This is a genomic window from Granulicella sp. L46 (assembly GCF_009765785.1).
Taxonomy (GTDB): domain Bacteria; phylum Acidobacteriota; class Terriglobia; order Terriglobales; family Acidobacteriaceae; genus Granulicella.
In genome coordinates this window covers 742612-769051 of sequence record NZ_LMUT01000012.1, presented here as the reverse complement: position 1 = coordinate 769051, position 26440 = coordinate 742612, and the positions used below count along the sequence as shown (strand labels likewise).

The following is a 26440-nucleotide window of genomic DNA, read 5'->3' as shown; positions in this document are numbered from 1 at the left end:
CTAGATGCGATACCCGGACTGCTGCGCCGCAAAGTCTCCAATAAACGGAAGCTTGAACGCGCCGCCCTGCGAAGCTTTGACGATGCAAAGTATCCATACCACCAGCAGCGCGATGCTCCCAATGATGTAAATAAACAAGCCCAGCACCGGGATGATCGCGATCACGTGCAGGCATATAAGGACGACGGTCAGGCCGAGCTCCTGGTATGCGTGGAACCTGATCACCGGCTTCTCGTTATACGGCGCAAGCACCAGGAAGATGATGGCTGGGATGAACGTGATGTAAGCCAGGGCGCTGGCTGCCGTGTCGGTGAGCCCTGCCCCTGCCGCTGGCGGAGGCACATAGCCAGGCTGCGGAGGAGGCGGGTACGCGGTCTGCGTGTAGCCGGGCGGTGGTGGAGGCGGAGGCACATAGCCTGCGTCCGCGGAGCTAGGTTGCGGTGCTCCCCAGGCTGGCTCGACGGCTGGTTGCTCGTTGCTCTCGTGGCCCGAAGGTGGAGTCGTGAAATCCTCGTCGCTCATCGTGTAGCTCCCGTTGGGAGAATCATTTAGCTCTACGTTGAGCGAAAGGCTAGCACAGCCATCGAGAGGTTTCCATGACAATCGGTGACGGGCGCTGAAATCTGCCTCAGCGGTTCTCGAACATGCTGCCAACGATCCCGCCCAGCACCGCCGCCGTGCCGACGTTTCTCACCTCACTGCCCCCCGTCGATAAATAGGGCTGCAGCGCGTGTGCCAGGTTGGCCAGCGGCAGAGTCTGCAGCCAGATGCGGCCCGGCCCGGTCAGCGCCGCCAGGAAGATGCCGTCCCCGCCAAAAAACATGTTCCGAATCCCCTGGATGCGCGTGATCTGGAAGCTCACGCTGGCCTGGAAAGCGCCCACGTGCCCGGGATGAACGCGCAGCGTCTCGCCCGGCTGCAGGTCGCGCACCACCACCTCGCCGCCCAACTCGAGCCATGCGGTACCGACGCCAGTCAGCTTCTGCAGCAGGAACCCATCCCCTCCGAAGATGCCCGCGCCCAGCGACTGCTGAAAGCCGACGCCAAGCTGAATCTGCGGCGTCGCGCACAGGAAGCCGTGGCGATGGATCAAAAATTCGTGCCCCGGCCCGACCTCGATGGGCAAAATGTGTCCGGGAATCTTCGCCGCGAACGCCACCTCGCCCGGATAGCCCTGGGCCGTGTACTCGGTCATGAACAGCGTGCCGCCGCCGGCCACGCGCTTGATCGCGCCAAAGATCCCGCCCCCGCCAGCCATCTGCGTGTGTGTCGTCATGGCGACGGTCTGGGTCATCCAGCTAAGCTCGCCAGCCTCTGAGATCAAACTCTCACCGGGCTGCAACAGCGCTTCCAGCACCGGCATCGTGGTTCCAACAATTCGGCTCTGCATGATTCAGAAATCCTTTCGCGCGCGCGGTTTGCCTCTCCAACACGCAGCTTTGCAAAATATCCTACGCTCCCAGCGGCCGCAAAGTTCCGCGCCAGCCAAGGTCAGGAAGAAAGTTTATGCCCATCGCATAACGTCTGGATCCGCCTTCCCCGATCGCGGATTTGTGATCTCCCTTTACTGCGACGCCGTCTAGGCTACAACATCCACGAAGTACACTACGAGAGGCAGCGCGAGGGAGAACGCAACATGGCAACAGGCAAGTCGAGAAGCAGGTCAAGTGCAAGTGGTTCTGGTGGGTTTCTGAAGTTTTTCCTCGGCTTCGTCTTCGCCTTCGTTCTTGTCTTCGTTGGCGGGTGGGCTTATCTCAAGTTCGGCAATCCGCCGGTTGCGGTCACCGATAAGGCGCTTCCGTTTGAGGCGGACATTGTTCACGTGCCGCTCGGTGCGCGCATCGACCACGAGATGCAACAGCCGCCCTTCGCCATCAGCGAAGATGTCTACGAGACTGGCGCCATGGCCTACAAGCTGCAATGCGCCAGCTGCCACGGCGTTCCCGGCAAGGACGTCGCCTTCTCCAAAAATATGTACCCGGACGCTCCTCAGCTATGGAAGAAGCACAGCCACGGCGACGTTGTCGGCGTCAGTGACGACGAGGCGGGCGAGACCTACTGGAAGATCAAGAACGGCATCCGCCTCACCGGCATGCCCTCCTTCAAGGGCGTCCTGAGCGAAGACCAGATGTGGGACGTCGCGCTCCTGCTCAAGCATGCCAATGAGCAGCTCCCCGACCCGGTCACCGGCATGCTGAAGGGACAATAGCGCCAGGATTTTTTGTCCCATACCAACGCATTCTTCCGAATTCTGACGATCATTCGCCGTGCGGCAAAACCACAGACCCCACCCTGTACACTGGTCATTAGCATGTATAAACGCGTTCTCCTCAAGCTCTCCGGAGAAGCCCTGGCCGCTGGCCGTGGTTTCGGTGTCGACGCTTTGTTCGTCAGTGCAGTCGCCAATGAAATCGCCGAAGCGGCCCGCTCCGGCTGTCAGATCGGCATCGTCGTCGGCGGCGGCAACTTCTTCCGCGGCGTCGCCGAGCAGGCCATCCACATGGATCGCGTCGCAGCCGACCACATGGGCATGCTGTCGACAGTGATCAATGCGATTGCCCTGCAGGATGCCATCGAAAAAACCGGCATCCATGTGCGCGTGATGAGTGCCATCCAGATGCACCAGGTCGCCGAACCCTACATCCGCCGCCGCGCCATTCGCCATCTCGAAAAAGGCCGCGTCGTCATCTTCGCCGCCGGTACCGGCAACCCCTACTTCTCCACCGACACCGCCGCCAGCCTGCGCGCCATGGAGATTGGCGCCGAGGTCCTCCTCAAGGCCACCAGCGTCGACGGCATCTACAACGCCGACCCCAAAAAGGTAGCCGACGCCGTGAAGTTCGAACAGATCACCTACATGGAAATCCTTCAGCTAGGTCTGCAGGTCATGGATACCACCGCGGTCTCGCTCTGCAAGGACAACAGCCTGCCGATGATCATCTTCTCCATGCGCGAGAAGGGCAACATCCTCCGCGTCATCGAAGGCCAAAAGCTCGGCTCGCTCGTAACGGCGTAACCACCGCGAACCCATTTCCTGGGCCAGCGAAAGAACTAGCCGACAGGGATCGCCGCGCTCCCCACCTTCGCCGCCTGCCGCTGCTTCCACCACCGCCCAATCGCCTGTTGCGCCGGATGCTCCACCCATTTGCGCACCGCGACCGCCAACAGAATCACAAATACATACGAGATCCACGGATCGAACCGCGTCAGATGCAGCTTGTCCAGCACGTGATAGTTGTGCAGCAACAGATAGACGTTGAAGTGCAGCAAGTACAGCGCGTACGTCGAGGCACCGACGGCCACCAGCGGCTCCCACGAGAAGAGACTCGCCAACGCGCTCGGCCCAGAGAGCCCCAGAATAATGGCCGCAAATAGAGGCGTGAGCAGGCCGCCATGCACCATGATGTAGGGCATCGTATCGGCCAGATGATAGGCGGCAAACCACACGCCCACGAAGCCCACCGTGCCAACGACGACCCGAGCCCGCGCCGTCAATCGCGCCGCGGCATGAAACTGGCCCAGTGTGAGTCCAGCCAGAAACGTACACACGTACGGCAGTGGCGTGTACTTCAGCGTGTTAATCCAGAGCCCATCGTTGTAACGACCGGCGGCGTGCCCAAAGTGGTCTGGATCGCGCAGCACGTAGATCGAGTGCGGAATCAATCCCACCACCCAGAAGAAAATCCCCAGCGCCAGCAGTTTGCCCGTGCTGCGCGGCCACGGCAGCTTCAGCAGCCACGGAAACGCGATGTACAGCATCACCTCGCACGACAGCGTCCACGTAACGGTCATCCAGAAGGTTGCGAGATGCGGAAAAAATCCCTGCACCAGCAGTGGCGTCGCAATAGCGCCCATCCAGAACTCAGTGCGCGACCGGATGGCCCACTCCGCCATCAGCATTGGAATCGAGATCACCATTGTCAGTGCATACACCGGGTACAGCCGCGAAAACCGCGCCACCCAGAAGTCCACCGCGTTCATCGGCTCCGGCCGGCCCGCATAGTTATATGCAAGGATGAATCCCGAAATCAAAAAGAAGAAGCTGACAAATACATATCCGATATTAATCAGCGGGTACAGCGTAATCGAAGGATGCTGAGTCCACGTCAGTCCCGACGGCGTGAAGTGAAACAGAATAATCGTGATCGCCAGCAGCGTGCGCAGACCAGTGATCGCGGGCAGCGCCGGCTTCCGCACATACTTCTGCGGCTGCAGCTCGCCTGCCTGCTCTCCCGTAGACGTCGGCGCCGTTGGTGCTTCTGCGATCACAGCTTGCATCTCTCACCATAGGACGCTGGCGAATCGACGGAAGTTCCTCTTACTTTGCGAAATCTATCGAATTTCGACATGCTCGAATCCCAATCCTCCGAGCATCGCCGTCACCGTCGCTCTTGCATTTTTGTTCGCCGCATCCAGAATTCCATCGCTCAGCGCGGCCTGTTGCAACTGTGCCTGCGCATTCTTCAGCACCTGCGTCTCCAGGTTCGGATCGGCCTTCACCAGCAATCCCGTATCGCGCGCATACACCCGCGTCTTGTTCACATCGATCGACGTAAGAAACACCTGCGACGGCGGCAACGTTAAACGAATCGACCGTCCCTGCGAGCCTTCGGTAATCTGCACGCTATCGGCCTGCAGCTTGCTCATATCGATACCCGCAATCGTCTGTCCGTGGACAATCATCAGCAGCTTGTCCCCGGTCAACACGTCAGGCAACACGGGGTTCGACTCGTTGCCCTCCACCACCGTATCGAGCGAATAGACGACCGTCTCCAGCCGATTCAGCTGCTGCACCTTCTCCACCACATCCGGCGCAGACACGATCGTCAAAGGCCGTCCAGTAATCATGCCCGCGAGCTTGCCCGCGAGACCCGACCGCGCATGATGCACAAACATTCCCAGCGCAACCGCGCCCAGGATCAGCGCAACCAACACGCCAAAGAACGCGCCGGATCCGCGCTGCCGCCCGTAGCTGTACTGCATCGTCATCGCTGTCTCATCACCTGCGTCATCGCTCGCATCTACGCCTGAACCTCCGAGCGCACCATCGCCTCTGCCTTTACCAGGCCGCGATTGGCATAGCTCGCCTTCACAAATTCTCTGAACAGCGGATGCGGCTCCAGAGGCTTCGACTTGAACTCCGGATGAAACTGGCAGCCGAGGAAGAAAGGATGATCCGGAATCTCAACAATCTCGACGTACGTAGCATCCGGCGTCGTTCCAGTTAGACGCAATCCGCCGCCCGTAAGGACAGCTTCATACTCACGATTAAACTCATAACGGTGGCGATGCCGCTCGCTGATGTTCGTCTTGCCATAAGCCTTCGCGGCGAGCGAGTCCGCCTCCATCACGCAATCCCACGCGCCCAGTCGCATCGTCCCGCCCATCTCTTCCACGCCAATCAACTCGCGCAGTTTATAGATGATGCGATGCGGCGTTGCGGGATCGAACTCACCCGAATTCGCCTTCGCCAAACCGCAAACATTGCGCGCGAATTCAATGCACGCCGTCTGCATTCCCAAACAAATCCCGAAGTACGGCACCTTCTTCTCGCGCGCATACTTGATGGCATTCAGCATGCCTTCGATCCCGCGTTTACCAAAGCCACCCGGCACAAGAATGCCATCGAAGCCCGCCAGTTGCGACTCGTAGCCCTCGACCTCCAGGCCCTCCGCTTCAACCCACGTCACCTTCAATTTCAAATTCGCATCCAGCGCGCCATGCACCAGCGCCTCCTTCAGCGACTTGTAGCTGTCCTCATACTCCACATACTTCCCGACGATCCCGATCTCCACCTCGTCCTTCGGGTTATACGCGCGCCGCACAATGTCCTCCCACTTGGACATGTCCGGCTCCTTGGTCTCGAGCCGCAGATATTTCATCGCCAGCGCATCGACACCCTCTTTGTAAAAGTTCAGCGGCACCTCGTAAATCGACGGCACATCGCGCGCCACCACTGCCGCAGCCTCTTCCACGTTGCAGAACGCAGCAATCTTCTGCCGCATCTCGCGCGGCACGGCGCGATCCGCGCGGCAAAGCAAAATGTCCGGCTGGATACCGATGCTCAGCATCTCCTTCACCGAATGCTGCGTTGGCTTGGTCTTCAACTCCTGCGCAGCGGCGATCCACGGAATTAGCGTCACGTGCACGAAGCAGGTGTTCTCCCGGCCCATCTCCTGGCGCATCTGCCGAATCGCCTCGAGGAAGGGAAGCGACTCAATATCGCCGACGGTCCCGCCAATCTCGACGATCACCACATCGCAGTCGCCGGCCACCTTGCGCATCGCGTTCTTAATCTCATTCGTGACGTGCGGAATCACCTGCACCGTCTTGCCGAGATAATCACCCCGCCGTTCCTTAGTGATGATTTGCTCGTAGATCCGGCCAGTAGTCAGGTTGTTATCGCGCGACAACTTCGCGTGAGTGAACCGTTCATAGTGCCCCAGGTCGAGGTCGGTCTCGGCGCCGTCGTCGGTGACAAATACCTCGCCATGCTGAAACGGGCTCATCGTTCCCGGATCGACGTTGAGGTACGGATCGAACTTCATCAGGTTGATGCGCAGGCCGCGCGCCTCAAGCAGGCAGCCAATCGACGCTGCCGCCAAACCTTTGCCTAACGACGACACAACTCCGCCGGTCACAAAGATGTACTTTGCTGACATAGCCGCTACCTCTTTTGGTGGGTGGTTTTGGTTGTGCTCGGTGTGCACGATCAAGTATATCGCGAGCGCTGTGGAGATGTCGTCCGCCCAGGTCTATCCTCCAGGTAGGGGAAGAACTATGACGCTGAATTCGCTCACCCTCGCGCTCGAAAGCCGCGCTTATGGTGCACTGCGCTCCTTTGCCGGCCGCAAGAGCCTGAAACCGGCCCACCTGCTCACCGGCGAGCGCGGAGAAGATGCCGCCTACTTCCACCTCCGCCGCCTCGGCTACACCATCGTCGGCCGTCGCTGGCGCACCGAACGCCTCGCCGGCGACCTCGACCTCATCGCTTGGGACGGCCCCACCCTGGTGATATTCGAGGTCAAGACCCGCACCGCACCCTCCCGAGAACAAGCCTTCGCGCCAGCCGAGACCGCCGTCGACCCCCACAAGCAGCAAATCCTCCGCAAAATGGCCTCGGCCTACCTCCGCCAGTTTCCCGCCCCCACGCGCACCAGCATCGCCGTCCGCTTCGACATTCTCTCCGTCTACCAGCTTCCAACCGGCGTCGAGTTCGAGCAGATTCGCTCGGCCTTTGCGTTCAGAAGCGCGAGAGCCTAAGCCGCCGCCTGCGCGGCCGCCTTCTCGTGCAGGCTGCCCCTGCGCATCCGCCCCAGAACGAACCGCAGCGTATGCCAGTTTAGAGGAAACTCCAACAGCACATGCAGCATACTCAGGAAAGTCGACACCACAAAGCCCATGCGGAAGTTCCACACATACACTCCCATGGACGAGATATAGAGCAAGGCGATGATGGTCCATCCCCGGCGCGAAACCTTGTGCCACTGCAGCAGCTCAGTCTTCACAAACCAATTCAGGTAATGGAACAGGTACACGAACGCGAACAGCCGCAGCAGTCCGGCAACCACACGATCGTTCAATAGCTGCGCATTCAGCGTCATCGTATGGTGCAGGTCTCCCGCCAGCTTGTAGTGGATCGCCCCAAACGAATCCGCCTCTCCGCGGAGCCACATTCCGGTGGGCGCGGCATAGTGCATCGGCAGGAAAATCAGGAGCAGGGGAATCACCACCATCAGCGTGGGGTTCACCCACTTCGCGAGGCTCGCCCGCTTGTCACGCAGCGCTCCACTTACCATGAACGTCCAGGTAAAGAAGAAGACATGCACCAGTGTGGGCACCATCACTGCGACAAAGTACACCCACGTTCGCAGGAAAAATGCAGTCACAACCGCGGCCACGGCGATGGCCAGAATCGCATACACATTCCGCACCCACACGCTCAGCGAAAGGAGGAGCAGAAGACCGACCATCCACGCGGTGAAGTCCTGCTTGAGCAGGCGCTCCAGCACCGTCAGCGCGGCCATGGCGATGGCCAGCAACACGTACATGCGCGAGGAGACAATGCCTTCCGCGAAGTAAAATTGCTTTTTCCGCAGCCACGCAATCTCGGTCAGGTAGTGGAAGGGTCCAAGAAACGCGAACGCCAGCAGAAGCACCTGGAGCGGTGCTATAGCCGCAGCTACGCCGCTGACGATCAATCCGGCAAAGTCGGCCCAACCGATCTTCTCTCGACCTTGCATCGCTACTCCAGGGAGTCAATTGCTGAAACCGGCGACCGGCGAGGAAGCAGTTTTGCCGTTTCCGGTGTCTAATGCAAATGATAGCGAATCACCAAAAGGAGCGCCGCACGATGAGCCTGACCGATCTGATGGATGCACCCGCATACGACCCCGCCCGCGACGACCGTCGGCGCAACATCATCATTGGCGCGATCCTCGCAATTGTCTTACTGGGCGCAGTTGCACTGGTTGGCTACGTCTCCGGCCACGGCTGGCTCTTCACCAACCTCGGGTATGAGCATCGCGTCAGCAATTTCTTCGACGCCCTCGAAGCCAAGGACTACGCCAAGGCCTACGGTATCTACTACAACGATCCCGACTGGCAGCAGCAGCCTGCCAAATACAGCGGCTATCCCCTCGCGCGTTTCACCGACGACTGGACCACCGACAGTCCCGTTAACGGCCCCATCACCTCGCATCACGTCGACAAATCTGTAGTTGCGGGTAAAGGTACCTTCGGCAGTGGCGTCATCGTCGCGACCACCGTGAACGGGGATCACAAGATCTTCATGCACGTGAACCGCGCCGACAAGACCATGACCTGGCCTGCACCGTACGTCTTCAAATATTGAGCGACAGAATTGAAACGACGCGCGCCTGATCCGTGCGCAAGTCAGCCAATCAGCGCCTCAGTCACCGTCTCACCCTTGCCCTGCAGCGCCTTGCCCGAAACGGCGACCAACACCGCCATCACGGCTGCCGCCAGCAGCGGAATTCCTAAGCCCGCGCGCAACGAGTGCGTCCAGTTCGACAGCCCCCCCGTGGCCAGCGGCAGTATCGATGCGCCCACGCCAGCGACCGCAAATACCGTAGAGTTCTCCCGGTGTCGCAGGGCTGCAGCAATCACCAGCGGATACACCGGCCCTGCCGCAAGTCCAAGCACCGCTGCCGCCACCATCGTCACAATGCCAGCCGGCCATGCGAGCAGCAGTGCCAGGGCCGCCGTCATCGCCACCATGCTCGAACCCAGCACCGCCCGCTCCGGCAGTCGCGATGCCCACTTGGTGGAATGTACGATCCGACTCACCAGCGAGCCCAGCCAAAGAAAAGTGGCCGCGCCAATCGTGATGCCCAGTGAATCACCTGCGCGCTGCGCATACGACGTCAACCAGCCGCCCGCAGCCGCATCTACGCCCGTCGCCCCGAAGATCAGCACCAGCAACGGCCAAGGAACACCCGGTCCTTTACCAACATCCCGCTTGCTCGCCGCCGCCGCCTTTACCGAAACAGTCGGACTCGCTTCCATCACCACAGACCACACCGCAGCCACCGCGAAGAAGATCGCGACACCGAGCAGAACATGTTGTCCATGGAAAACAGCGGCCGCCTGAGTGGTAGCCGCGCCCCGCGTGGAGCGCAGCGCAACCCAAGGCCCCAGCGCCGCGCCAATCGCCCACACCAGATTGAGCCGCGTCAGCTCCAATCTCCGCTGCTCCGGAAAACGCTGCGAGAGCAGCAAGCTGATCGACGTCATCGTCAGCGACAGGCCAAGCCCATAAAGCGCGATGGCGCCGTAGGCCGTCCACCGCCCCGCCCATCCCAGGCAAATCGCCCCCAGCACCGTCAGCACCGCCCCCCGCGCCACCGACCAGTTCATTCGTCCGCGCGCATAGTAGGAACCAAACGAGCCCACGGCGTAAAAGCTAAAGAGCAGCAGGCCACCGCGCGCATCGTTCATCGACCAGCGCACCAGCAGCAGCGGCAGCAACGCCCCTGGAATCGTAAGCGCGACACCGGTGGCGATGAATGCCACATACAGAAAAGCTTTGCGCCGAATATCCTTCCACACTATGCCGCTCACCGACGCTCCCAAACCAGAGTGAAGCGCCCGAAAAGACATGGACATCCCAGAGGGCCATGAGCCCGGCGCTCGCACTGCCAGTCTATGTTAGTAGCGAGAAGTTAGTATCGAGACCCCTCCTAAGGGATGCCGTGCGACATTTTCTCGAGTTAGGAAGGACACATACCGCGGGATTCTTTCAAGTTTTTGTGGCCGTCCTGCCAAAGGTGACATCCTATGCTTATGGTGCCAAGCTGCAGCACGTGCAGGACGTCCGCCGAAGTCCGCCGCGCGCATCGTTACCCGTTCGATCGATTCCTCAGCTTGCTCCACTTGTACCCTTATCGCTGCGACCGGTGTGATCAGCGCTTCTATAGATTTAGTTAGCGGCCAGCTTTCGCCTCGAGTTCATAAACCTTTGCACGGCCCCTGCAGCTCAAGCAGCTTGTCGACCTCCGCAAAGCGCTTCTGCACTGCAGGGAAGCTCAACGGCGCCCATTGCCCCAAAGTCTTTCCGTGCGCATCCCCCACAGTGATCACGAGGTCCCCGTGGTGCTCCTTCTGTATTTCGCGCCACGCCACCAACTCCGCAAGATCCTCCTGCGGCTCCGCAGTTGAATACAGACTCACAAAGGGAGTCTGAGCCAGCGCGTCATACACCGTTGCCGCCTGTCCCATCGAGACTCGCTGCCCTCCGCGAAAGTAAGTCTTCGCCGCAATCGAATCCGCCAACGGAGCCACCATCGCCGTTTGGCTAGCCCAGACGCCCACTCCAAACCAACTCTGCGGCTGCGCGGTAATGCCGCAAGCAAAATCCGTTACATGCGTGGACTCATGCAGCAGCACGTACGTCACAGCATCGGTGCCTGTCCCAGTCACCGTGACCGTGACCCCGGATCCATCCTTCGTAAACACCCTCTGTTCCTTGGTAGTCAGAAAGGTAGAGAGTGGCTCGTCCAAAATGCTGGCGCGCAGCGTGATGTCATAAAGCCCTGTCTTTCCCATCGGAGAAGTCAGCCCGGTACCTTCCCCTGGAATCCCATCGACAAACGCCAGCGAATGCAGCCTCTTCTCTAGCACCCGCCTGTTCAGCTTCGGCAGCGAAGCCAGCACACTCGCCACCTTAGCTCGTTCGGTAGCCGTCAACACATGCGGCCGAACCTCATCCATCCCCGCCTTCTTAAACTCGTCGACAGCCGTCGGCGACGGTGCCCCCACGCGAGCCATCAACGCCGCAACTTCAGCAGCCTCGCCCTGCGCAGGCTCCTGCGGCACCGCATACGTCATCGGCAGCAACATCAAGCCCGTCGCCACGATCAAAATCCGCAAGCGCCATCTCCGCGAGTGCCTGAAGCACGCGCAACAATCAAAGCCTCTAAAAATATTCAGATGGGTAACGGGCAAGGATTCTCCCTGTCTCGAATTGGAAGGTTGGTGGGCCCGGAGGGATTTGAACCCCCAACCAAGGGATTATGAGTCCCCTGCTCTAACCGTTGAGCTACAGGCCCTTCCATGACGTACGCGCTCGCCGAGCCTAATCAGCATTGTATGGCGTAGCGAGTGCATCACAAAGCACATGCTTCCCACTGTCTACTTTCACCAGCTAGCCGATGCTAGAGCCCGCGTGCCGATTTGCGTTCTAGTCCCGGCACCATCCTTCACCGGCTCTCGTCAGTAGGCAGTTCTTTTTATCAGCAAGCCACTTCATCCCCGACGCGTGGCCGTCGCCGGCGACAAGGTATTCCGTCTTGCCATCGCGCACGAATCGCACGCGCCCATGATCATCAACACCATCGAAGGTCCTTGGCCCGTCGAGATCCTGTATCAGAATCGTGTACTTCGCTCCCGTTCTGGATAGGTGGAGAAAGGTTCCTTCAGGTCCATCCCACCGGCCCAGCCACTCGTCTGGAATCACTCGCGCTGTAGTTGCAACTGCCTGAGGAGCCCCTTCCGCAGTGCGCCCTGTATGCGTCTGACAGCCAGTCGCGATCAGCACGATTGCAAGAAGTCCCGTTGCCGAGTGAGCTCTCATCAATAGGCCCTCCGTGCCGAATTGACCACTACGATCGTTGTCCGCTCGAAGGCGTCGGATCGCGATCGGCTATCGGTAACGCTACTTCAACGCGTCCGTGTGACGAGTTACTCATCCGGCAGAGTTGATCTACGATTGCCTTGATTCACCGCAAACGCCTCGCGCCGCCCCTCACAACAAGGAAACGGCGCGAACGTATCTCACTTCCGAAAGCGTTTACGTCTTAGATCTTCGCTGCATCAATATCAATCTCGATCTTAACCTCATCCGACAGCACCGCATCCCCGCTGCTCAGCGTGCCGTTGAACGCCAATCCAAAGTCCTGGCGATTAATCGTCGTTGTCGCCGTAAACCCGCGATGCACGCTCTTCTTGTCCATGCCGATCTCTTCCTTGCCCGGCTCCTCGAGCTTCAGCACAACGGGCTTCGTCACGCCATGCAGCGTCAGATCTCCCGCGACGTCATAGTGGTCGCCGGCCTTGTGCACACTGGTGCTCTTGAAGGTCATGGTAGGGAACTTGGTCGCGTCGAAGAACCTGGGACTCTTCAGATCAGTGTCCCGTGGCGCCACGCCCGTATCCACGGTGTCCACCGGAATCGTCGCTTCCACGCTAGACTTCGCCACATTGGCCGGATCAAATGTGATCGTGCCCGAAACCCCATGGAACGACCCATGCACCGTGCTGATCGCCATATGCTTGATCGCAAAGTCAGCCTCCGAGTGCATCGGGTCGATCTTCCACTGCGTCGCCTGCGCGCCCATCACGCCCGTGCCCAACGCCAATGCCATCGCCGCCGTCCATCCCGCCACACTAATGCGCTTCATCAAGGTTTCCTCCATAAAGTCTTATGTTTGAAATTTTCCTGCCGATCAGAGCATATAGATGCTGACTGATCCCCGTCGATCCACAGATTTCCGGACACTTAGCCTTAGAGAAAACCTGAAAAATCTGTCATCTTCGCGCTCCCAATACTATCTCCGAGCAATCCCTCCTCGGGCCGTCCGGAACCCGTGCCCCGCACCTGCGGCTCGCCGAAAGTGTCCGCAAACCCCTCCGGGCTGTAACCTTATTGATAGCCGGAGCCGTCTCCAACAGCAGGACTACAAAATCGACGGCTACCCGTCTACCCTTAGGCCCTTAGTTTTCCTCTCCACTGCAGTGCTTTGAAACCAAGAGTTGCCGCCATTAAACCAAGAGTCAGGGCCTTCATGAAACGTCTCTCGATGCATCGTTCCCTCCAGCCGCTCTCGCTGCTGACTGTCTTCTGCACCGCACTCGCTCTCTGCGTCTCCACCCCGGCCATCGCGCAAGACACCTCCGCCAGGCTGCAGCCGCGCATCACCTCACCCATCGATGCCTCCAGTCGCGCCAGCCTCGCCGGCTCGCGTCCCCCACGCGCCGCTGCCGCCGACGACTTGGGCACCGTTCCCAGCAGCCTCCAGCTCCACGGCATCTCCCTACTCTTCAGCCGCAGCGCCGCCCAACAGGCAGCCCTCGACGCCCTCGTCGCCGCCCAGCAAAACCCCGCCTCCCCCCTCTACCACCAGTGGATTACCCCCGACCAGTACGCCGCGCAGTTCGGCGTAGCCGACTCCGACATCGCCGCCGCAAAATCCTGGCTCGAGCAGCAGGGCTTCTCCATCGACTCCGTCTCGCGCAGCCGCAACCGCATCCTGTTCTCCGGAACCGCCGCCCAGGTAGCCTCTGCCTTCGGCGCTCCGCTGCACTACTATCTCACTCCGGCCACCGCCCTCCAGCCCGCCCAGAAACACTTCGCCCCCTCAGCCGACCTCACCCTCCCCGCGGCGCTCGCCTCCTCCGTGCTCGCCATTGGCAACCTCTCAGACTTCCACCTCATCCCCCACATCCTCCGCAGCGCACCCCAGGCCGCGCAGCCCCGCTTCACCTCCAGCCAGACCGGCGGCCACTTCCTCACACCCGGCGACCTCGCCACCATCTACGACATCACTCCCGCCTACAACTCCGGTCTCTCCGGCTCCAACCAGTCCATCGCCGTCATCGGACAGTCCGCCGTCAACCTCAGCGACATCTCGAACTTCCAGGCGGCTGTAAACATTCCCGGCAAGACGCCCATCATCGTCCTCGTTCCCGACTCCGGTACCTCCGAGGTCTACGACGACGGCGATGAAGCCGAGTCCGACCTCGATCTCGAGTACTCCAGCACCATCGCCAAGGGCGCGCAAGTCTACTTCGTCTACACCGGCAACAACAACAACTTCGGCGCCTTCAACTCCATCGAGTACGCCATCGATGAGAAGATCGCGCCCATCATCAGCTCCAGCTACGGAGACTGCGAACCCAACCTCGGCCAGTCCAACTACACCGAACTCAACGCGGCCCTTGAGCAGGCCGCCGCCCAGGGCCAGACCGTCGTCTCCGCCGCCGGCGATAGCGGTTCCACCGACTGCTACGGCGAGTACAAAACCGCGGCCCAGAATGAGCAGTTGGCCGTCGACTTTCCCGCCAGCAGTCAGTACGTCACCGGCGTAGGCGGCACCGAGTTTCCCACGGCCGACATTGGCATCGGCAACAACACCTACTTCGACGCCCAATCCTCCACCGACATCGTCAGCTCGGCGAAATCCTACATCCCCGAGATGGTCTGGAACGACGACGTAGTAGCTACGGCAGATTCCTGCGCTCCCTCCGACCCCGTCAGTGAGTGCAGTCCTACTTCGGCAGGTGGTGGGGGCGTCAGCATCTATACCGCCCAGCCCGCCTGGCAGGCGGGAACCGTTGGTGGCGTAGCGATCGCCAGTCCCGGCCAACGCATGGTGCCGGACATCGCCATGACGGCCTCTCCCTTCAACGCGCCCCTCGCCTTCTGCACCAGCGACAAGACCTTCTGGCAAAGCAGCCAGAAGGCCAGCTGCAACAATGGCCTCCGTGACTCCTCCACCGGCGACCTCACCGCCGGCGGCGGCACCAGCTTCGAAGCCCCCACCTTCTCCGCCCTGGTCGCCATCATCAACCAGGCCAGGAACTCCACCGGCCAGGGCGTCCTCAACTCCACCCTCTACTCCATCGCCGCCACCTCGGCCTACGCCACCGCCTTCCACGACATCACCTCCGGCGGCAATCAGTGCCTCTCCGGCGCCTCCTACTGTGCTTCTCCCGGGACGACAGACTACGCTGCCGTCACCGGCTACGACGAAGCCTCCGGCCTCGGCTCCATCGATTTCTTCAACCTCCTCAACGCCTGGCCTAACTCCACCGGCAGCTCCTTGCTCGCCTCCAGCGTCACCGTTACCGCGGCCACCAGCACACCTGCCACCGGTGCAACCGACACCATCACCATCACCGTCGCCGCCCTCACCGCCACCACCTTGGTTCCCAGCGGCAGCATCTCCCTCGCAGTCGACGGAGGCGCTTCCAACACCATTCCTCTCACCAATGGCGTGGCCACCTACAGCTTCAGCTCCACCGCCCCCGGCGCACATGTCCTGACCGCAACCTTTCCCGGCGACACCGTCTTCGCCGCTTCCACAGGCACCCTCACCCTCAACGTCGGCGGCTCCTCCACCCCTGGCTACTTCAACGTGACCGCCAGCTCCCCCAGCCCGACGGTACCCTCCGGAGCCTCGACGACAGGCACCCTCACCATCACTCCCTCCGGCGGCTTCACCGGCACCGTCACGCTCAGCTCCAGCGGTTCCCCAGCCGATGGCTGCATCGTCGTCAGCCCCACGGCCTCCATCACCGGCGCGGCCGCAGCCACTGCCAGCTACACCATTTACACCAGCGCCGCCTCCTGCAGTGGCACCGCCGCCGCTCGGCCTGGCGTTCAAAAAGCCTCCTCCGACACCCCGGGTCGCCCCCGTTCGCCCTGGAAGCAGCTCCCGCTCCCGGCTTCCCTCGCCGGCGCCTTCCTTCTGCTCACCCTGCGCCGCCGCTCCCGCCGCCTGCGCTCAAAGCTCCTGACGGCCGGCCTCACCCTCGGCCTCGTCTTCGCTCTCTCCCTTAGCGGTCTGGCCCTTACCGGCTGCGGCGGCAACAGCACCGCCACCAACAACATCACGACCACCACAAACGACACCCCTGCCGGCACCTACGTCCTCACCATCACCGGCACCAGCGGTGCCACCACCAGCGCCACCACCATCGTCCTGACGGTCAGCTAACCGGATTGGCCGGCGGCTCTCGCCCTTCCGAGAGGTCCCGGTTTCTTGTTATTGCACGTGAGATAGGTCTGGGTTTCTTGCTTTGTAGGTGAGACAGGTCCCGGCTTCTTACTCTTGCAGGTGAGACAGGTCCGGGCTTCTACTCTTGCAGGTGAGACAGGTCCGGGCTTCTTGCTCCTGCACGTGAGATAGGTCTGGGCTTTAGCCCGGACATCCCCTACCCGCCCAACTCCCGGGCTTTAGCCCCTGGGACTTCCTCGTATCCCAAACAGGCACTCCAAATTGACCCTCGCCATCCGCACAGGACCGTCGGACTTTTCCACCCAATCCGCCTCTTTTCCCTACACTTCCTCCTTGCGCTCCCACCCTCCGCGCCGTACCCTTGATTCATCGCCTATTAACTAAAGACGAAACCCCGCAATTCACGCGGCATTCACGAACTTTCCACAGCAAAACCCTAGAAAAACCGAAGTCAAAGACCCGTTTCCCCGCGTCAGGGAGTATCTACTTCTACACCACAACATCTAGTTGTTTTATACTTGACTAGTACCAGATGAGGCGTTACTTTCATCCTCACCCGCAGCTCTGGTGCAGCGCCTGACTCCTTGGCTCACACCGCCACTAAAGGATCCACGACGCACCCCTCCCGTCCGCTCTTTCGGAGGAACGTCCTTCACCAGGCCCGGAACCTGACTCACGCCGTCAACGGTAACCCCCCGGATCTCGATCCGGCAGATATTCTCGTTTTTCGCTTTCCAGATCTTCTAGTTTTTCTCTCGAGAGGTACCACCCCATGGCCGACATGATCCAATCCAGCGCCGCAGCCGAGCAAACCACCACCCCCGCCGCTGCCCCCAGCCAACACAGCTCCGCCCCGGGCCTCCACTTCTCGCGCTACTTCACCAAACCCGGCGTCAACCCATTCGACGAGCTCACCTGGGAGTTCCGCGACGCCATCATCCAGGACTTCAAAGGCCGCCTCGTCTTCGAGCAGAAGGCCGTCGAAGTCCCCTCCGACTGGTCTGTCACCGCGACCAACATCGTCGCCAGCAAATACCTCCACGGAGAGGTAGGCACCCCCGAGCGTGAAAAGGGTGTCCGCGACCTCATCTCCCGCGTAGCCGAGTCCATCCGCGACTGGGGCATGCGCGACGGCTACTTCGCCTCCCAGGAAGATGCCGACATTTTCTTCGCCGAGCTCACCCACCTCCTCGTCAACCAGAAGGCCGCCTTCAACTCGCCCGTCTGGTTCAACGTAGGCTGCGACCGCCTCGAGCCCAACTCCGACGCGCAGAACTGGCATTGGGACGCCGAGCAGGGCAAGGTAGCCTTCAGCGTGACCGGCTACTCGCGCCCGCAGTGCAGCGCCTGCTTCATTAACTCCGTCCAAGATTCCCTCGACAGCATCCTCACCCTCGCCAAGACCGAAGGCATGCTCTTCAAGTGGGGCTCGGGCGCCGGCTCCAACCTGTCCTCCATCCGCGGCAGCATGGAAACCCTCTCCGGCGGCGGAACCGCCTCTGGCCCGCTCAGCTTCATGCGCGGCTTCGACGCCTTCGCCGGTGTCATCAAGTCCGGTGGCAAGACCCGCCGTGCCGCAAAAATGGTCGTCCTCAACATCGACCACCCCGACATCGAAGACTTCATCCAATGCAAAGTGAAGGAAGAGAAGAAGGCCTGGCATCTCATGGCCGCCGGCTTCGACGGCTCCGGCCCCGACTCCGAAGCCTTCACCAGCATCTTCTTCCAGAACGCCAACAACTCCGTCCGCGTCACCGACGAGTTCATGCACGCAGTAGAAACCGATAGCACCTTCACCACCCGCACCGTGAAAGGCAAGGAGCCCGTCCGCGAGTTCCGCGCCAAGGACCTCATGCACCAGATCGCGGAAGCGACCTGGCAGTGCGGCGACCCCGGCATGCAGTACGACACCACCATCAACCGCTGGCACACCAGCAAGAACACCGCCCGCATCAACGCCAGCAATCCCTGCAGCGAGTACATGTTCCTCGACGACTCCGCCTGCAACCTCGCCTCCTTCAACCTAATGAAGTTCCTAACCCCCGGCGGCCAATTCGATATCCCCGCCTACCGTCACGCCATCGCCGTCGTCACGACCGCAATGGAAATCATCGTGGACGCAGCCGGTTACCCCACCGAGCAAATCAGCAAGAACTCGCACGACTACCGCCCGCTGGGCCTCGGTTATGCAAACCTCGGCGCGCTCCTCATGGATCGCGGCCTGCCCTACGACTCGGACGCCGGTCGCGCCTACGCGGCAACACTCACCGCAATCTTGTGTGGTGATGCTTATGCCCAGTCCGCGCGCCTCGCCGCCACCGCTCCCGCGCTAGGTGCGGCCACGCCGCTCACGCAGCAAACGGAGATCACCGGCGGCGCCTGCCCCGGCTTCTACGTCAACCGCGAGCCCTTCCTCGACGTCATCCGCATGCACCGCGCCGAGGTCAACAATATCGACCGCTCCCTCAAGCCCAACGGCTCGTCCAACTACGAAGACGCCGCCGGCTTCGTAGCCCCCCAACTCGCCGAGCTCAAGCAGGCCAGCCAGGACGCCTGGGATTCCGCCCTCGCTCTCGGCGAGCAGTACGGCTATCGCAACTCGCAAGTCACCGTCCTCGCCCCCACCGGCACCATCGGCTTCATGATGGATTGCGACACCACCGGCATCGAGCCCGACCTCGCCCTCGTCAAGTACAAGAAGCTAGTCGGCGGCGGCATGATCAAGATCGTCAACAACACCGTCCCCGGCGCCCTCTTCAAGCTCGGCTACAAGGAGTCCGAGGTCGAAGGCATCGTCAACTACATCGACGCCACCGGCACCATCGAAGGCGCACCCTCGCTCAAGCCCGAACACCTCGCCGTATTCGACTGCTCCTTCAAGCCCGCGAAGGGAACCCGCACCATCGCCTGGACAGGCCACGTCCGCATGATGGCTGCAACACAGCCCTTCCTCTCCGGCGCCATCAGCAAGACCGTCAACCTCCCCAACGACTGCTCCGTCCAGGACATCGCCGACGCCTACACCGAATCCTGGCGCCTCGGCCTCAAGGCCGTAGCCATCTACCGCGACGGCAGCAAGGGCACCCAGCCCCTCAACGTCTCCGCCCAAACCGACGCCGACAAGAAGGGAACCAGCGTCAACGCCGAGTCGAAAGCCGCCGACGCCGCAGCCATCGCGCAACTCGACGCCGTCACCGCCGCGCTCACCGCCTCGCAGCTCGAGATCGCCTCTGCCAAATCGCAGCTAGCCGAAGTCCAGGCCGCGCTCGCCGCCCACATCCTCTCCACCACCCAGAACGCCGACGCGCTCGACGCCCAGGCCCCACCCCGCGCCGTCCGCCACCGCCTCCCCGCCGAGCGCATGAGCATCACCCACAAGTTCGGCATCGGCGGCCACGAAGGCTACATCACCGTCGGCCTCTACCCCAACGGCGCCCCGGGAGAAATCTTCATCCGCATGGCCAAGGAAGGCTCTACGATATCCGGCTTAATGGATTCGTTTGCAACGGCCATCTCCATGGCCCTCCAACACGGCGTGCCTCTCAAGGTGCTAGTCGAGAAGTTCGCCCACACCCGCTTTGAGCCCTCCGGCTGGACCGGCTCCGAAGAGCTAGGCTACGCCAAGTCCATCATGGACTACCTCTTCCGCTGGATGCAGCTCCGCTTCCTAAGCGGCCAGCAGCTGGACCTCTTCGCCAACCTGAAGCAGCCAACCCTCGCGCCGACCCTTCCTTCCGCCGTCATCTCGACCGAAGCGCCGCGCAGTGGAGAGACCCCTGCATTTGGTGATGCCACCACCGCTCAAGCAACCCCCGCCACCCACGAGCTCCACGGCGAAGCCTTCCAGCACTCCGACCGCACCCCACCCCAGCAGGGAATCGCAAGCGAGCCGCAGGCATTGATCTCGAGGGACCTCGAAGCCTCGGCCGGCCTCTCCTCCTTCGCTGAAACCGGCGGCCCCGCTTCCACCCACCCCCTCGACACGGTAGACCGCAGCGTCTTCCACACAGCCTCGGCGATGCAATCCATGTACAACATGGGCGACGCCCCCAGCTGCAGCACCTGCGGCAGCCTAATGACCCGCAACGGCTCCTGCTACCGCTGCATGGAATGCGGCTCCACCAGCGGCTGCAGCTAGGCCACAGACGATGCCACCGAGAAATTTCACTCAAGCAAACTCGACCAACAAAATACAGCTTCAGATAGACCGGTCGCCTGACATCTGCCCGGTCTGTCATTCGTCAGTAGTACCCATCGAAACGAACACAGACTATTGCACAAACGGCAACGCAGAAATAACCTATCGGTGTCCACGAACGAGTTGTTCAAGGTTTTTCATTGCGCGCTATACAGTGTCCAGCGGAGTAGCGCATCTACAACTTTGTCTTCCGGCGACCCACTTCGTAACAACGCAACCCAAGCTAGTAGCCGAAATCTCGCCGTCGTTTGCAAACATTTACGGCCAAGCTGAAGCAGCGGAAGCGCAGCCGCTCAGTGAGATAGCGGGAGTCGGATACCGCAGGGCTCTTGAGTTCCTCGTCAAGGATTATTTGATATCTCAATACGAGGACGAAAAAGCCAAAGCGGATATTCGTGGGCTTTTCCTCGGGCGCTGTATCGAGAAATACGTTAAGAACGAAAACGTCAAGCTCGTTGCCAAACGCGCGGCTTGGCTCGGAAACGACGAGACCCATTATGTGCGCCTCTGGGAGGGCAAAGATATCAAGGACCTCAAAAATCTGATCGCCCTCACGGTCAGCTGGATCGAGATGGAGCTTAGAACACTGGAATTAAAAAAAGACATGCCAGATAACGTTCCACTGGCTGCAGGCACTGTCGACAAAGATGGGAAGTAGCACCCGAATATGCTCACAAGAATAGCCTTCGCGATTGTCGCGTGTTCGACAGCCGTGTTGGCCCAAACACCCCAAACTACCAACGGAGCCGACGTTACCGGCAAGTTCTATCCGATAGAGTGGAACACCATAATGGTTGAATCCACCTATCGAATTCAGGCGCCTTCAACCACGCCGGGTAAGACAACAGTGGGCACCGGTTTCGTGCTTGGAATCCCCATTGACGACGGTTCGAAGGAGCCGACTCAATCGAGACCCGTACTCATTACTGCGCAGCATGTATTCGCAGAGACCGTGGGCGACACAGCTCTTCTTGACATGAGGACATATGAAGGCGGCGTTTGGACAGAAACACAAGTCCCCATCAGAATCCGCGATAGAGGCAGACCGTTGTGGGCTCACCATCCGATTGCGGACGTGGCGATCCTCGATCTAATCGATCGACGCGTAGAAGCGCATTTGATATCTCCGTTAGTGCCGACAGACTGGCTCGCACCAGATAGTCTGCTGAAGGATTACCAAATACATCCAGGCGACGAAGTAATGTGTCTGGGATTTCCGCTCGATCTCAGTTCCCAATTTGGGTTTCCGATATTGAGGATGGCCCGCATAGCGTCCTACCCGATACTCCCAACAGCGTCATCGCGCCCGCTCTATCTGGATTTTCCGGTCTACGGCGGCAATAGCGGCGGCCCAGCATACTTAGCAGAATCGCCTGGCCGAGGAAGGATGCTTGGCTCAGCTCTATCCCATCTCTCCCTAATCGGGTTGGTGATACAGAAGGAATACGGTTCCCCAACCGCGCAGGTCGCCGTGAATCACGGGTCAGGCGACTCCAACGAACCGAACCTCGCCGACATGCACCTTGCGGTCCTCGAACCGGCATCGGCAATTATAGAAACCATCAACTTGCTGCCAGGTATTGTCAAAGGGCATTACAGCACAGCCAGCCAAGGCCACAAATGAGGCTTAGGAGGAGCCGAATGCCGGGTGCCCCATTCATACGCGGCTTCTCGCGGATGAGTGGGTTCCACTCTGCCGAAGGCCGGAGTGAAGCCGCAGGCGAAACGACTGAATTGCCTTCCTCCATGCCACCCCACCCACACTCCCACGCTCTGCGTCTTCGCACGCAGAGCGCTAGCAGCCGTACTGCTTTTTCTCCTGTTCGGCAGGTTCCCAGGGAGTCGCTACAAACGTACGCTGGAAGAAGATATCGTCCACGACATACTGTTCGTGATTTTCACCTTCGATGATCCAGTCCCCGGTGTGAACAGGACGCTTCCCAACATCAGTAACGATCGAGTCATCATGGGTGCATTGGCTCGCTTTCACCAGCAGGGGTCTACGTGTGCGAAAAGTATTCATGGATCAGCTCCGTCAGCGCTTAACACCGACAAGAACTATTTCAACAGCCAACCCATAAAGAAGACGTAAGGCAAAAGATAAATGTTTAACACCTTGTCACTCCATGGCTCACGGAAACGGTAGCCAACATAGCTGGGTGCCTATCGCCTGCAACTCTCCACCACCCAAACTCCACACCCCCAGAAACACCCGCCCTCGAGGTCCCTTCCGAGCGTAGCCGCTTTTGTGGTCAAGCAAAAAGGTGCAGGAGTCGGTATCCGACTCCTGCACCTTCTCACAACCATCCTTCGCCAGCCAGCCAGCAAAAGCGTTCAGCCTCTGCCACGCCAGCATCAGCAATCACCGCAAATTACTGAGTCCGCGTCGGCGACAGCTTTGTCAGCACGTCGACGATGGCCTGACCCGACGACGGCACACTCTCGCTCCGGATAATCTGCGTCGCGTCGATATCCTTGCCATAGATAGCCTTGTTGGCGTCGTCGTCAGAATCCATCGACGCGCTGCCCAGCGAAGCGCCCGCGAACAGGCCGCCCTTCGCACGGGAATACGTCAGGATGTCTACGTTAGGATCATTTGCCGCAACGGCTTTAGCTCCCGTCGGGCCCGCAACCGCGCTCGCGTCAGCTCCCAGCTTCAGCTTCCCTGAGAGAATCTTGAGCGCGCCGCGCTGGGTGTCAACAACCAGAACGTAATCCGTCGCCGAACTCCCTAGCTGCACGCCAAGGCTGCCGGTATTGAGTCTGTACATTGCAGGAGCCGACCAGCGTCCGTTCATGTCGGCGCCCTTTCTGCACACCAACACGCCTCTTCCGTAGCTCACGCCAATCCCAATCCCGACCTTCTTCACCATCGGGAAAACAAGCACGCAGACAGCACGATTCAGAACATAGGGTGGAATAGCGCTGGGTTTGGACATCTGCCGCAAAACTTCGGCTGACTCACTCAGGCGATCATCGAACTTGCTCTGAGCGAACACGGGAACGGCCAGTACGGCGAACATGGAAATGACGCGAACACAATTCTTCACAAGAACCTCCCAGAATGTCGCGTCGACTGAGAACCCGAAGGCTCACGACGCTGAACTTACCGTACTAGTTATCACCGGAGGCAGGGAACTGTCAAAATGAACAGCTAAACAAAAATCAGCGCAAACGACAGCCAGCAGGAAGTCCGCAAGCCGAAACGACCACCCTTACCCTCCCCCGCCCGCACCCTCCCTCCCACGACACCACCCCCAACTTGACACCGCGCCACCCCAGAAACGCCCCTCGACTGTCCCACAGAATTGCGTTCCCCACCCAAACACCCGATCAACCCTCCAATCGCCCCATGCCGCGGATCCGTGCGTCCCGAAACAGGGCTAAGCATGCCGCTGCGTAACCCGAAACCGGGCTAAGTCACACATCTTTCCACCCGCAGAATTACCCAATGAAATTGAGTTATGTCATAGAAAACGCTACTTCAAAACACCCAAAGCCTCCCTCGCAGCCCAAGGTCCATTCTCGATGAACGCGCGATCCACAACCTTTCCTAACGTCAATCCACAACCCGCAGCACTCCGATAGTTCGACAGCCACATCTGCAGCGGTATTGGTGCAAGCGGCTTCGAAAAGTAATAGCCCTGACCAATGTCGCAGCCAATTCCCCGCAAAAACTCAAGTTGTTCCACCGTTTCCACCCCTTCAGCGACCACCTTCATTCCCAGCTCATGTCCAATCTCAACCGTCTTTTCCACCGCAACCCGATCGCTGCTGCTAACCTGCATATTTTTTACGAACGATTGATCAATCTTAATTTCAGTAGCAGGGATATGCCGCAAGTGCTGCATCATGGCATAACCCGTCCCAAAGTCGTCGATTGAGATCTGAAAACCCTTCATCCGCAACCTTGCAAGCACGTCGAGAACCTTCGAAAGGTCTTTGAATAAGCCACTTTCAGTCACTTCCACGATGATGCGTCTCGGATCTATTCCACGCTCCTCAGCCAGCGACGCCAGCGTGTCGGGAAGCCTCAGATCGAGCAGCGACGAAGCGCAGACATTTAAAGAAAGCGTCGGACCAGCCAGCCCCGCCTGTGCAAAATGCTCGAGTTCCGAAAGCCCCCGCCTCTGCACCAACCAGCCCAAACGATCGATAAGCCCCAAAGCCTCGAGACGCGGGATGAAGTCGTCAGGGAAAACAAGAGTTTGCGGCGTGCGCTGCCACCGCACCAGGGCTTCGAATCCAATCACCTCATCCGACCGAAGATCGACTTGCGGCTGGTAGTGAACCACAAGTTCATTGTTTTCTATCGCCCGGACTAAGTCGCAGTCGGCAATTGCCGCTCCTGCAGGGTGAAAATCGGGAGTTAGTAGAGCGGTCCGTCGGAATTCCTGCAGTATCGTCTCCACCTGGGCTAAGCGAAATGGCTTTCGGAGCCTGCCGACCACTCGCAGATCAAGAGCCTTTGCGAGCCTTTCAGCGGTCTCCAAAACTCGGCGGTCGATGCCGCTCATAATGATGATCGGAGTCGTACACCTTCGTTCACTGAGTAGACGAAGTAGTTGGATTCCATCGATGCCGGGCATAATCAGATCAAGAAAGATCAAAGAAGTCTCTGGCCGCAGAAGCTCAAGGAACCGTTCCGCTGTTGTCGTAACGTCACAACTTAAGCCCAGGCTGGCGCCCAAACGTGACAGAAACTGCCCAATAATAGGATCGTCGTCGATGACCAGCATGCTTCCCTCAATCTTGATTGGCCATCAGAAATAGTGGCACGTTCCCTGTTTGGCTTCCGTTCGGCTTCAAAGGCTAAAGCGGCGCTAAGACAGTCACCTCGTGGTCAATGAGACCAGCCTGCGCCCAATTCTGAATCTTCAGCAGGACCGCGCGGGAAATCTCCTGCCCCTTGCCGGCAAGCAGCATTCCCTCGCGGTTTCGAACCTCTTGATCGAGAAACATGCCCGTAGCAAGCATCGGAATTGCCAACCGGCGCGAGATCATCTCACCGCCCTCGGCCTTGATGCCAATCAGCGCATCGATGAGTTCGCGATCGAATTCTTTATCCCTGTAGCCCAGACTTTCAATTGCGCTTTCCTCGGAAAGACGCTTGATGCGCAGGTCATTGTATGCAACCGCCAGCTTGAGAATTCTGGCTCCCAATACCGTCTCGGCAACGGATTCGGCCTGCATGCCTGGGATCTCACGTGGGATATCCCGTGAAAGTTGATTTCCAATGATCCAGGCCACCGGTTCAAGCCTCGGAATCTCCGAAAGTAGTTTCATCGCGGCCATTGGATGGGCGTCGAAACGAACCTGGTCCTCCAGGGACAATTTCATACCAACAAATGCCTGCTGAATAACGTCGGTATCCAACGTCACGCACCCCAACTGCGAAAGCATCGCTGCCGCTTCAAGACGCCACCCATGGGCAAATGTGAAGCTCGCTGCAATGTGACGAACAATGTGAACGATCCGCATCGATCTCCCGAACGCCTCCGGGCTTGATGCGCTAAGCAGGTCGGCAAGCGCCTTGATACATCCAAGCAAGGTCTTTTCCAACAACTCCTTCTCCGATCGAATGAGATTGTTTTGACCAACCCCCGCATTCAGAGCGGCCGTTAGCGTGTCCTTGGAACACGGCTTGGTCAAGAATCGAAAGATGTTGCCTTCGTTGATGGCGGCCATCGCAGCGTCGATATCGGTGTATCCCGTAAGCAACATCCGAACGGTGTCGGGCGCACGCACCTTGGCCTGGGCCAGAAACTGCGAACCACTCATCACCGGCATTCGCATATCCGAAACAACAACAGCGTAAGGAGCATCCTCGCGCAGCGCTTTGAGCCCGAGCTCTCCGCTGACCGCGGTTTGAACTTCGAAATCCTGGCGCAGCGTCCGTTCGTACCCTGCGAGCACCGCAGGCTCGTCATCGACCAGAAGTATCCTCGGTTTCATCGTTCTCCTAATCCGGATGCGACGCGTG

At 59.8% G+C, this 26440-nt stretch carries 21 protein-coding genes and 1 tRNA gene; 8 read left to right on the top strand and 14 right to left on the bottom strand.

Annotation, left to right across the window (positions count from 1 at the left end; all coding sequences use genetic code 11):
* Together GSQ80_RS12600 and GSQ80_RS12595 are read right to left on the bottom strand one after the other, a co-directional pair.
* Entirely contained in the window at positions 1 to 522 is a 522-nt protein-coding gene (locus tag GSQ80_RS12600) for a DUF4870 domain-containing protein (protein WP_158787962.1), read from the bottom strand.
* 106 nt (positions 523 to 628) lie between these two features.
* Positions 629 to 1390 (bottom strand): TIGR00266 family protein, encoded by a 762-nt coding sequence (locus GSQ80_RS12595; RefSeq protein WP_158787961.1) that lies wholly within the window; start codon positions 1388 to 1390, stop codon positions 629 to 631.
* Between the two features lie 246 nt (positions 1391 to 1636).
* Here GSQ80_RS12595 and GSQ80_RS12590 point away from each other — a divergent pair, with 246 nt between their 5' ends.
* Both GSQ80_RS12590 and pyrH read left to right on the top strand, forming a co-directional pair.
* Positions 1637 to 2209 carry a cytochrome c gene (locus GSQ80_RS12590; RefSeq protein WP_158787960.1) on the top strand — a complete coding sequence of 191 codons (573 nt, stop codon included), beginning with the start codon at positions 1637 to 1639 and terminating at the stop codon, positions 2207 to 2209.
* 102 nt (positions 2210 to 2311) lie between these two features.
* Positions 2312 to 3016, top strand: coding sequence for a UMP kinase (pyrH, locus tag GSQ80_RS12585; protein ID WP_158787959.1), 705 nt, complete (start codon positions 2312 to 2314; stop codon positions 3014 to 3016).
* Between the two features lie 35 nt (positions 3017 to 3051).
* Here pyrH and GSQ80_RS12580 read toward each other — a convergent pair whose 3' ends face one another.
* From GSQ80_RS12580 to GSQ80_RS12570, 3 genes are read right to left on the bottom strand one after another with little or no spacing between them, the layout of a single operon-like run.
* Positions 3052 to 4278, bottom strand: a complete 1227-nt coding sequence (locus tag GSQ80_RS12580) for an acyltransferase (protein WP_158787958.1) — start codon at positions 4276 to 4278, stop codon at positions 3052 to 3054.
* A gap of 54 nt (positions 4279 to 4332) precedes the next feature.
* Positions 4333 to 4989 (bottom strand): DUF4230 domain-containing protein, encoded by a 657-nt coding sequence (locus tag GSQ80_RS12575; protein ID WP_158787957.1) that lies wholly within the window; start codon positions 4987 to 4989, stop codon positions 4333 to 4335.
* Between the two features lie 32 nt (positions 4990 to 5021).
* The gene (locus GSQ80_RS12570) at positions 5022 to 6662 is read right to left on the bottom strand and encodes a CTP synthase (RefSeq protein WP_158787956.1); all 1641 of its coding nucleotides are present in this window, start codon (positions 6660 to 6662) and stop codon (positions 5022 to 5024) included.
* Between the two features lie 118 nt (positions 6663 to 6780).
* Between GSQ80_RS12570 and GSQ80_RS12565 the strand changes: the two genes are divergently transcribed.
* Positions 6781 to 7263 (top strand): YraN family protein, encoded by a 483-nt coding sequence (locus tag GSQ80_RS12565; RefSeq protein ID WP_158787955.1) that lies wholly within the window; start codon positions 6781 to 6783, stop codon positions 7261 to 7263.
* On the opposite strand, the gene GSQ80_RS12560 is transcribed toward GSQ80_RS12565, so the two are convergent.
* On the bottom strand, positions 7260 to 8243 hold the full coding sequence (locus tag GSQ80_RS12560) for a hypothetical protein (protein ID WP_158787954.1): 984 nt from the start codon (positions 8241 to 8243) through the stop codon (positions 7260 to 7262). The two genes, GSQ80_RS12565 and GSQ80_RS12560, sit on opposite strands and share 4 nt — an antisense overlap.
* Positions 8244 to 8353: 110 nt before the next feature.
* Here GSQ80_RS12560 and GSQ80_RS12555 point away from each other — a divergent pair, with 110 nt between their 5' ends.
* Complete coding sequence (locus tag GSQ80_RS12555) at positions 8354 to 8854, top strand: hypothetical protein (RefSeq protein ID WP_158787953.1); 501 nt, start codon at positions 8354 to 8356, stop codon at positions 8852 to 8854.
* A 41-nt stretch (positions 8855 to 8895) separates the two neighbouring features.
* On the opposite strand, the gene GSQ80_RS12550 is transcribed toward GSQ80_RS12555, so the two are convergent.
* The 4 genes from GSQ80_RS12550 to GSQ80_RS12535 all read right to left on the bottom strand — a co-directional run bounded on the left by GSQ80_RS12550 (position 8896) and on the right by GSQ80_RS12535 (position 12920).
* A complete protein-coding gene (locus GSQ80_RS12550; protein ID WP_158787952.1) occupies positions 8896 to 10083 on the bottom strand; it encodes a sugar MFS transporter in 1188 nt (395 codons plus the stop codon).
* A gap of 387 nt (positions 10084 to 10470) precedes the next feature.
* Complete coding sequence (locus tag GSQ80_RS12545; RefSeq protein WP_158787951.1) at positions 10471 to 11391, bottom strand: hypothetical protein; 921 nt, start codon at positions 11389 to 11391, stop codon at positions 10471 to 10473.
* Positions 11392 to 11494: 103 nt separating this feature from the next.
* Positions 11495 to 11570, bottom strand: a tRNA-Ile gene (locus GSQ80_RS12540).
* Between the two features lie 747 nt (positions 11571 to 12317).
* Complete coding sequence (locus GSQ80_RS12535; RefSeq protein ID WP_158787950.1) at positions 12318 to 12920, bottom strand: YceI family protein; 603 nt, start codon at positions 12918 to 12920, stop codon at positions 12318 to 12320.
* A gap of 384 nt (positions 12921 to 13304) precedes the next feature.
* Between GSQ80_RS12535 and GSQ80_RS23760 the strand changes: the two genes are divergently transcribed.
* The 4 genes from GSQ80_RS23760 (at position 13305) to GSQ80_RS12515 (ending at position 22081) form a co-directional block, all read left to right on the top strand.
* Entirely contained in the window at positions 13305 to 16238 is a 2934-nt protein-coding gene (locus GSQ80_RS23760) for a protease pro-enzyme activation domain-containing protein (RefSeq protein ID WP_158787949.1), read from the top strand.
* 793 nt (positions 16239 to 17031) lie between these two features.
* A complete protein-coding gene (locus tag GSQ80_RS12525) occupies positions 17032 to 20397 on the top strand; it encodes a vitamin B12-dependent ribonucleotide reductase (protein ID WP_158787948.1) in 3366 nt (1121 codons plus the stop codon).
* Positions 20398 to 20611: 214 nt separating this feature from the next.
* Entirely contained in the window at positions 20612 to 21115 is a 504-nt protein-coding gene (locus GSQ80_RS12520; protein WP_158787947.1) for a DUF4145 domain-containing protein, read from the top strand.
* Between the two features lie 9 nt (positions 21116 to 21124).
* Positions 21125 to 22081 (top strand): trypsin-like peptidase domain-containing protein, encoded by a 957-nt coding sequence (locus tag GSQ80_RS12515; protein ID WP_158787946.1) that lies wholly within the window; start codon positions 21125 to 21127, stop codon positions 22079 to 22081.
* A gap of 171 nt (positions 22082 to 22252) precedes the next feature.
* On the opposite strand, the gene GSQ80_RS12510 is transcribed toward GSQ80_RS12515, so the two are convergent.
* The 4 genes from GSQ80_RS12510 to GSQ80_RS12495 form a co-directional block, all read right to left on the bottom strand.
* Positions 22253 to 22480 (bottom strand): hypothetical protein, encoded by a 228-nt coding sequence (locus GSQ80_RS12510; protein ID WP_158787945.1) that lies wholly within the window; start codon positions 22478 to 22480, stop codon positions 22253 to 22255.
* Positions 22481 to 22829: 349 nt separating this feature from the next.
* Positions 22830 to 23507, bottom strand: coding sequence for a lipid-binding SYLF domain-containing protein (locus GSQ80_RS12505; RefSeq protein ID WP_254059612.1), 678 nt, complete (start codon positions 23505 to 23507; stop codon positions 22830 to 22832).
* A gap of 429 nt (positions 23508 to 23936) precedes the next feature.
* Positions 23937 to 25196 carry an EAL domain-containing protein gene (locus GSQ80_RS12500; protein WP_158787944.1) on the bottom strand — a complete coding sequence of 420 codons (1260 nt, stop codon included), beginning with the start codon at positions 25194 to 25196 and terminating at the stop codon, positions 23937 to 23939.
* A gap of 73 nt (positions 25197 to 25269) precedes the next feature.
* Positions 25270 to 26412 carry a response regulator gene (locus tag GSQ80_RS12495; RefSeq protein ID WP_158787943.1) on the bottom strand — a complete coding sequence of 381 codons (1143 nt, stop codon included), beginning with the start codon at positions 26410 to 26412 and terminating at the stop codon, positions 25270 to 25272.
* Between the last annotated feature and the right edge of the window lie 28 nt (positions 26413 to 26440).

What these genes read in the sequence shown, in the direction of transcription:
- GSQ80_RS12495 (WP_158787943.1), bottom strand. Translation starts at nt 26,412, where the DNA reads ATGAAACCGAGGATACTTCTGGTCGATGACGAGCCTGCGGTGCTCGCA.
- GSQ80_RS23760 (WP_158787949.1), top strand. Translation starts at nt 13,305, where the DNA reads ATGAAACGTCTCTCGATGCATCGTTCCCTCCAGCCGCTCTCGCTGCTG.
- GSQ80_RS12515 (WP_158787946.1), top strand. Translation starts at nt 21,125, where the DNA reads ATGCTCACAAGAATAGCCTTCGCGATTGTCGCGTGTTCGACAGCCGTG.
- GSQ80_RS12555 (WP_158787953.1), top strand. Translation starts at nt 8,354, where the DNA reads ATGAGCCTGACCGATCTGATGGATGCACCCGCATACGACCCCGCCCGC.
- GSQ80_RS12560 (WP_158787954.1), bottom strand. Translation starts at nt 8,243, where the DNA reads ATGCAAGGTCGAGAGAAGATCGGTTGGGCCGACTTTGCCGGATTGATC.
- GSQ80_RS12510 (WP_158787945.1), bottom strand. Translation starts at nt 22,480, where the DNA reads ATGAATACTTTTCGCACACGTAGACCCCTGCTGGTGAAAGCGAGCCAA.
- GSQ80_RS12590 (WP_158787960.1), top strand. Translation starts at nt 1,637, where the DNA reads ATGGCAACAGGCAAGTCGAGAAGCAGGTCAAGTGCAAGTGGTTCTGGT.
- GSQ80_RS12575 (WP_158787957.1), bottom strand. Translation starts at nt 4,989, where the DNA reads ATGACGATGCAGTACAGCTACGGGCGGCAGCGCGGATCCGGCGCGTTC.
- GSQ80_RS12500 (WP_158787944.1), bottom strand. Translation starts at nt 25,196, where the DNA reads ATGCTGGTCATCGACGACGATCCTATTATTGGGCAGTTTCTGTCACGT.
- GSQ80_RS12525 (WP_158787948.1), top strand. Translation starts at nt 17,032, where the DNA reads ATGGCCGACATGATCCAATCCAGCGCCGCAGCCGAGCAAACCACCACC.
- GSQ80_RS12580 (WP_158787958.1), bottom strand. Translation starts at nt 4,278, where the DNA reads ATGCAAGCTGTGATCGCAGAAGCACCAACGGCGCCGACGTCTACGGGA.
- GSQ80_RS12535 (WP_158787950.1), bottom strand. Translation starts at nt 12,920, where the DNA reads ATGAAGCGCATTAGTGTGGCGGGATGGACGGCGGCGATGGCATTGGCG.
- GSQ80_RS12600 (WP_158787962.1), bottom strand. Translation starts at nt 522, where the DNA reads ATGAGCGACGAGGATTTCACGACTCCACCTTCGGGCCACGAGAGCAAC.
- GSQ80_RS12595 (WP_158787961.1), bottom strand. Translation starts at nt 1,390, where the DNA reads ATGCAGAGCCGAATTGTTGGAACCACGATGCCGGTGCTGGAAGCGCTG.
- GSQ80_RS12570 (WP_158787956.1), bottom strand. Translation starts at nt 6,662, where the DNA reads ATGTCAGCAAAGTACATCTTTGTGACCGGCGGAGTTGTGTCGTCGTTA.
- GSQ80_RS12565 (WP_158787955.1), top strand. Translation starts at nt 6,781, where the DNA reads ATGACGCTGAATTCGCTCACCCTCGCGCTCGAAAGCCGCGCTTATGGT.
- pyrH (WP_158787959.1), top strand. Translation starts at nt 2,312, where the DNA reads ATGTATAAACGCGTTCTCCTCAAGCTCTCCGGAGAAGCCCTGGCCGCT.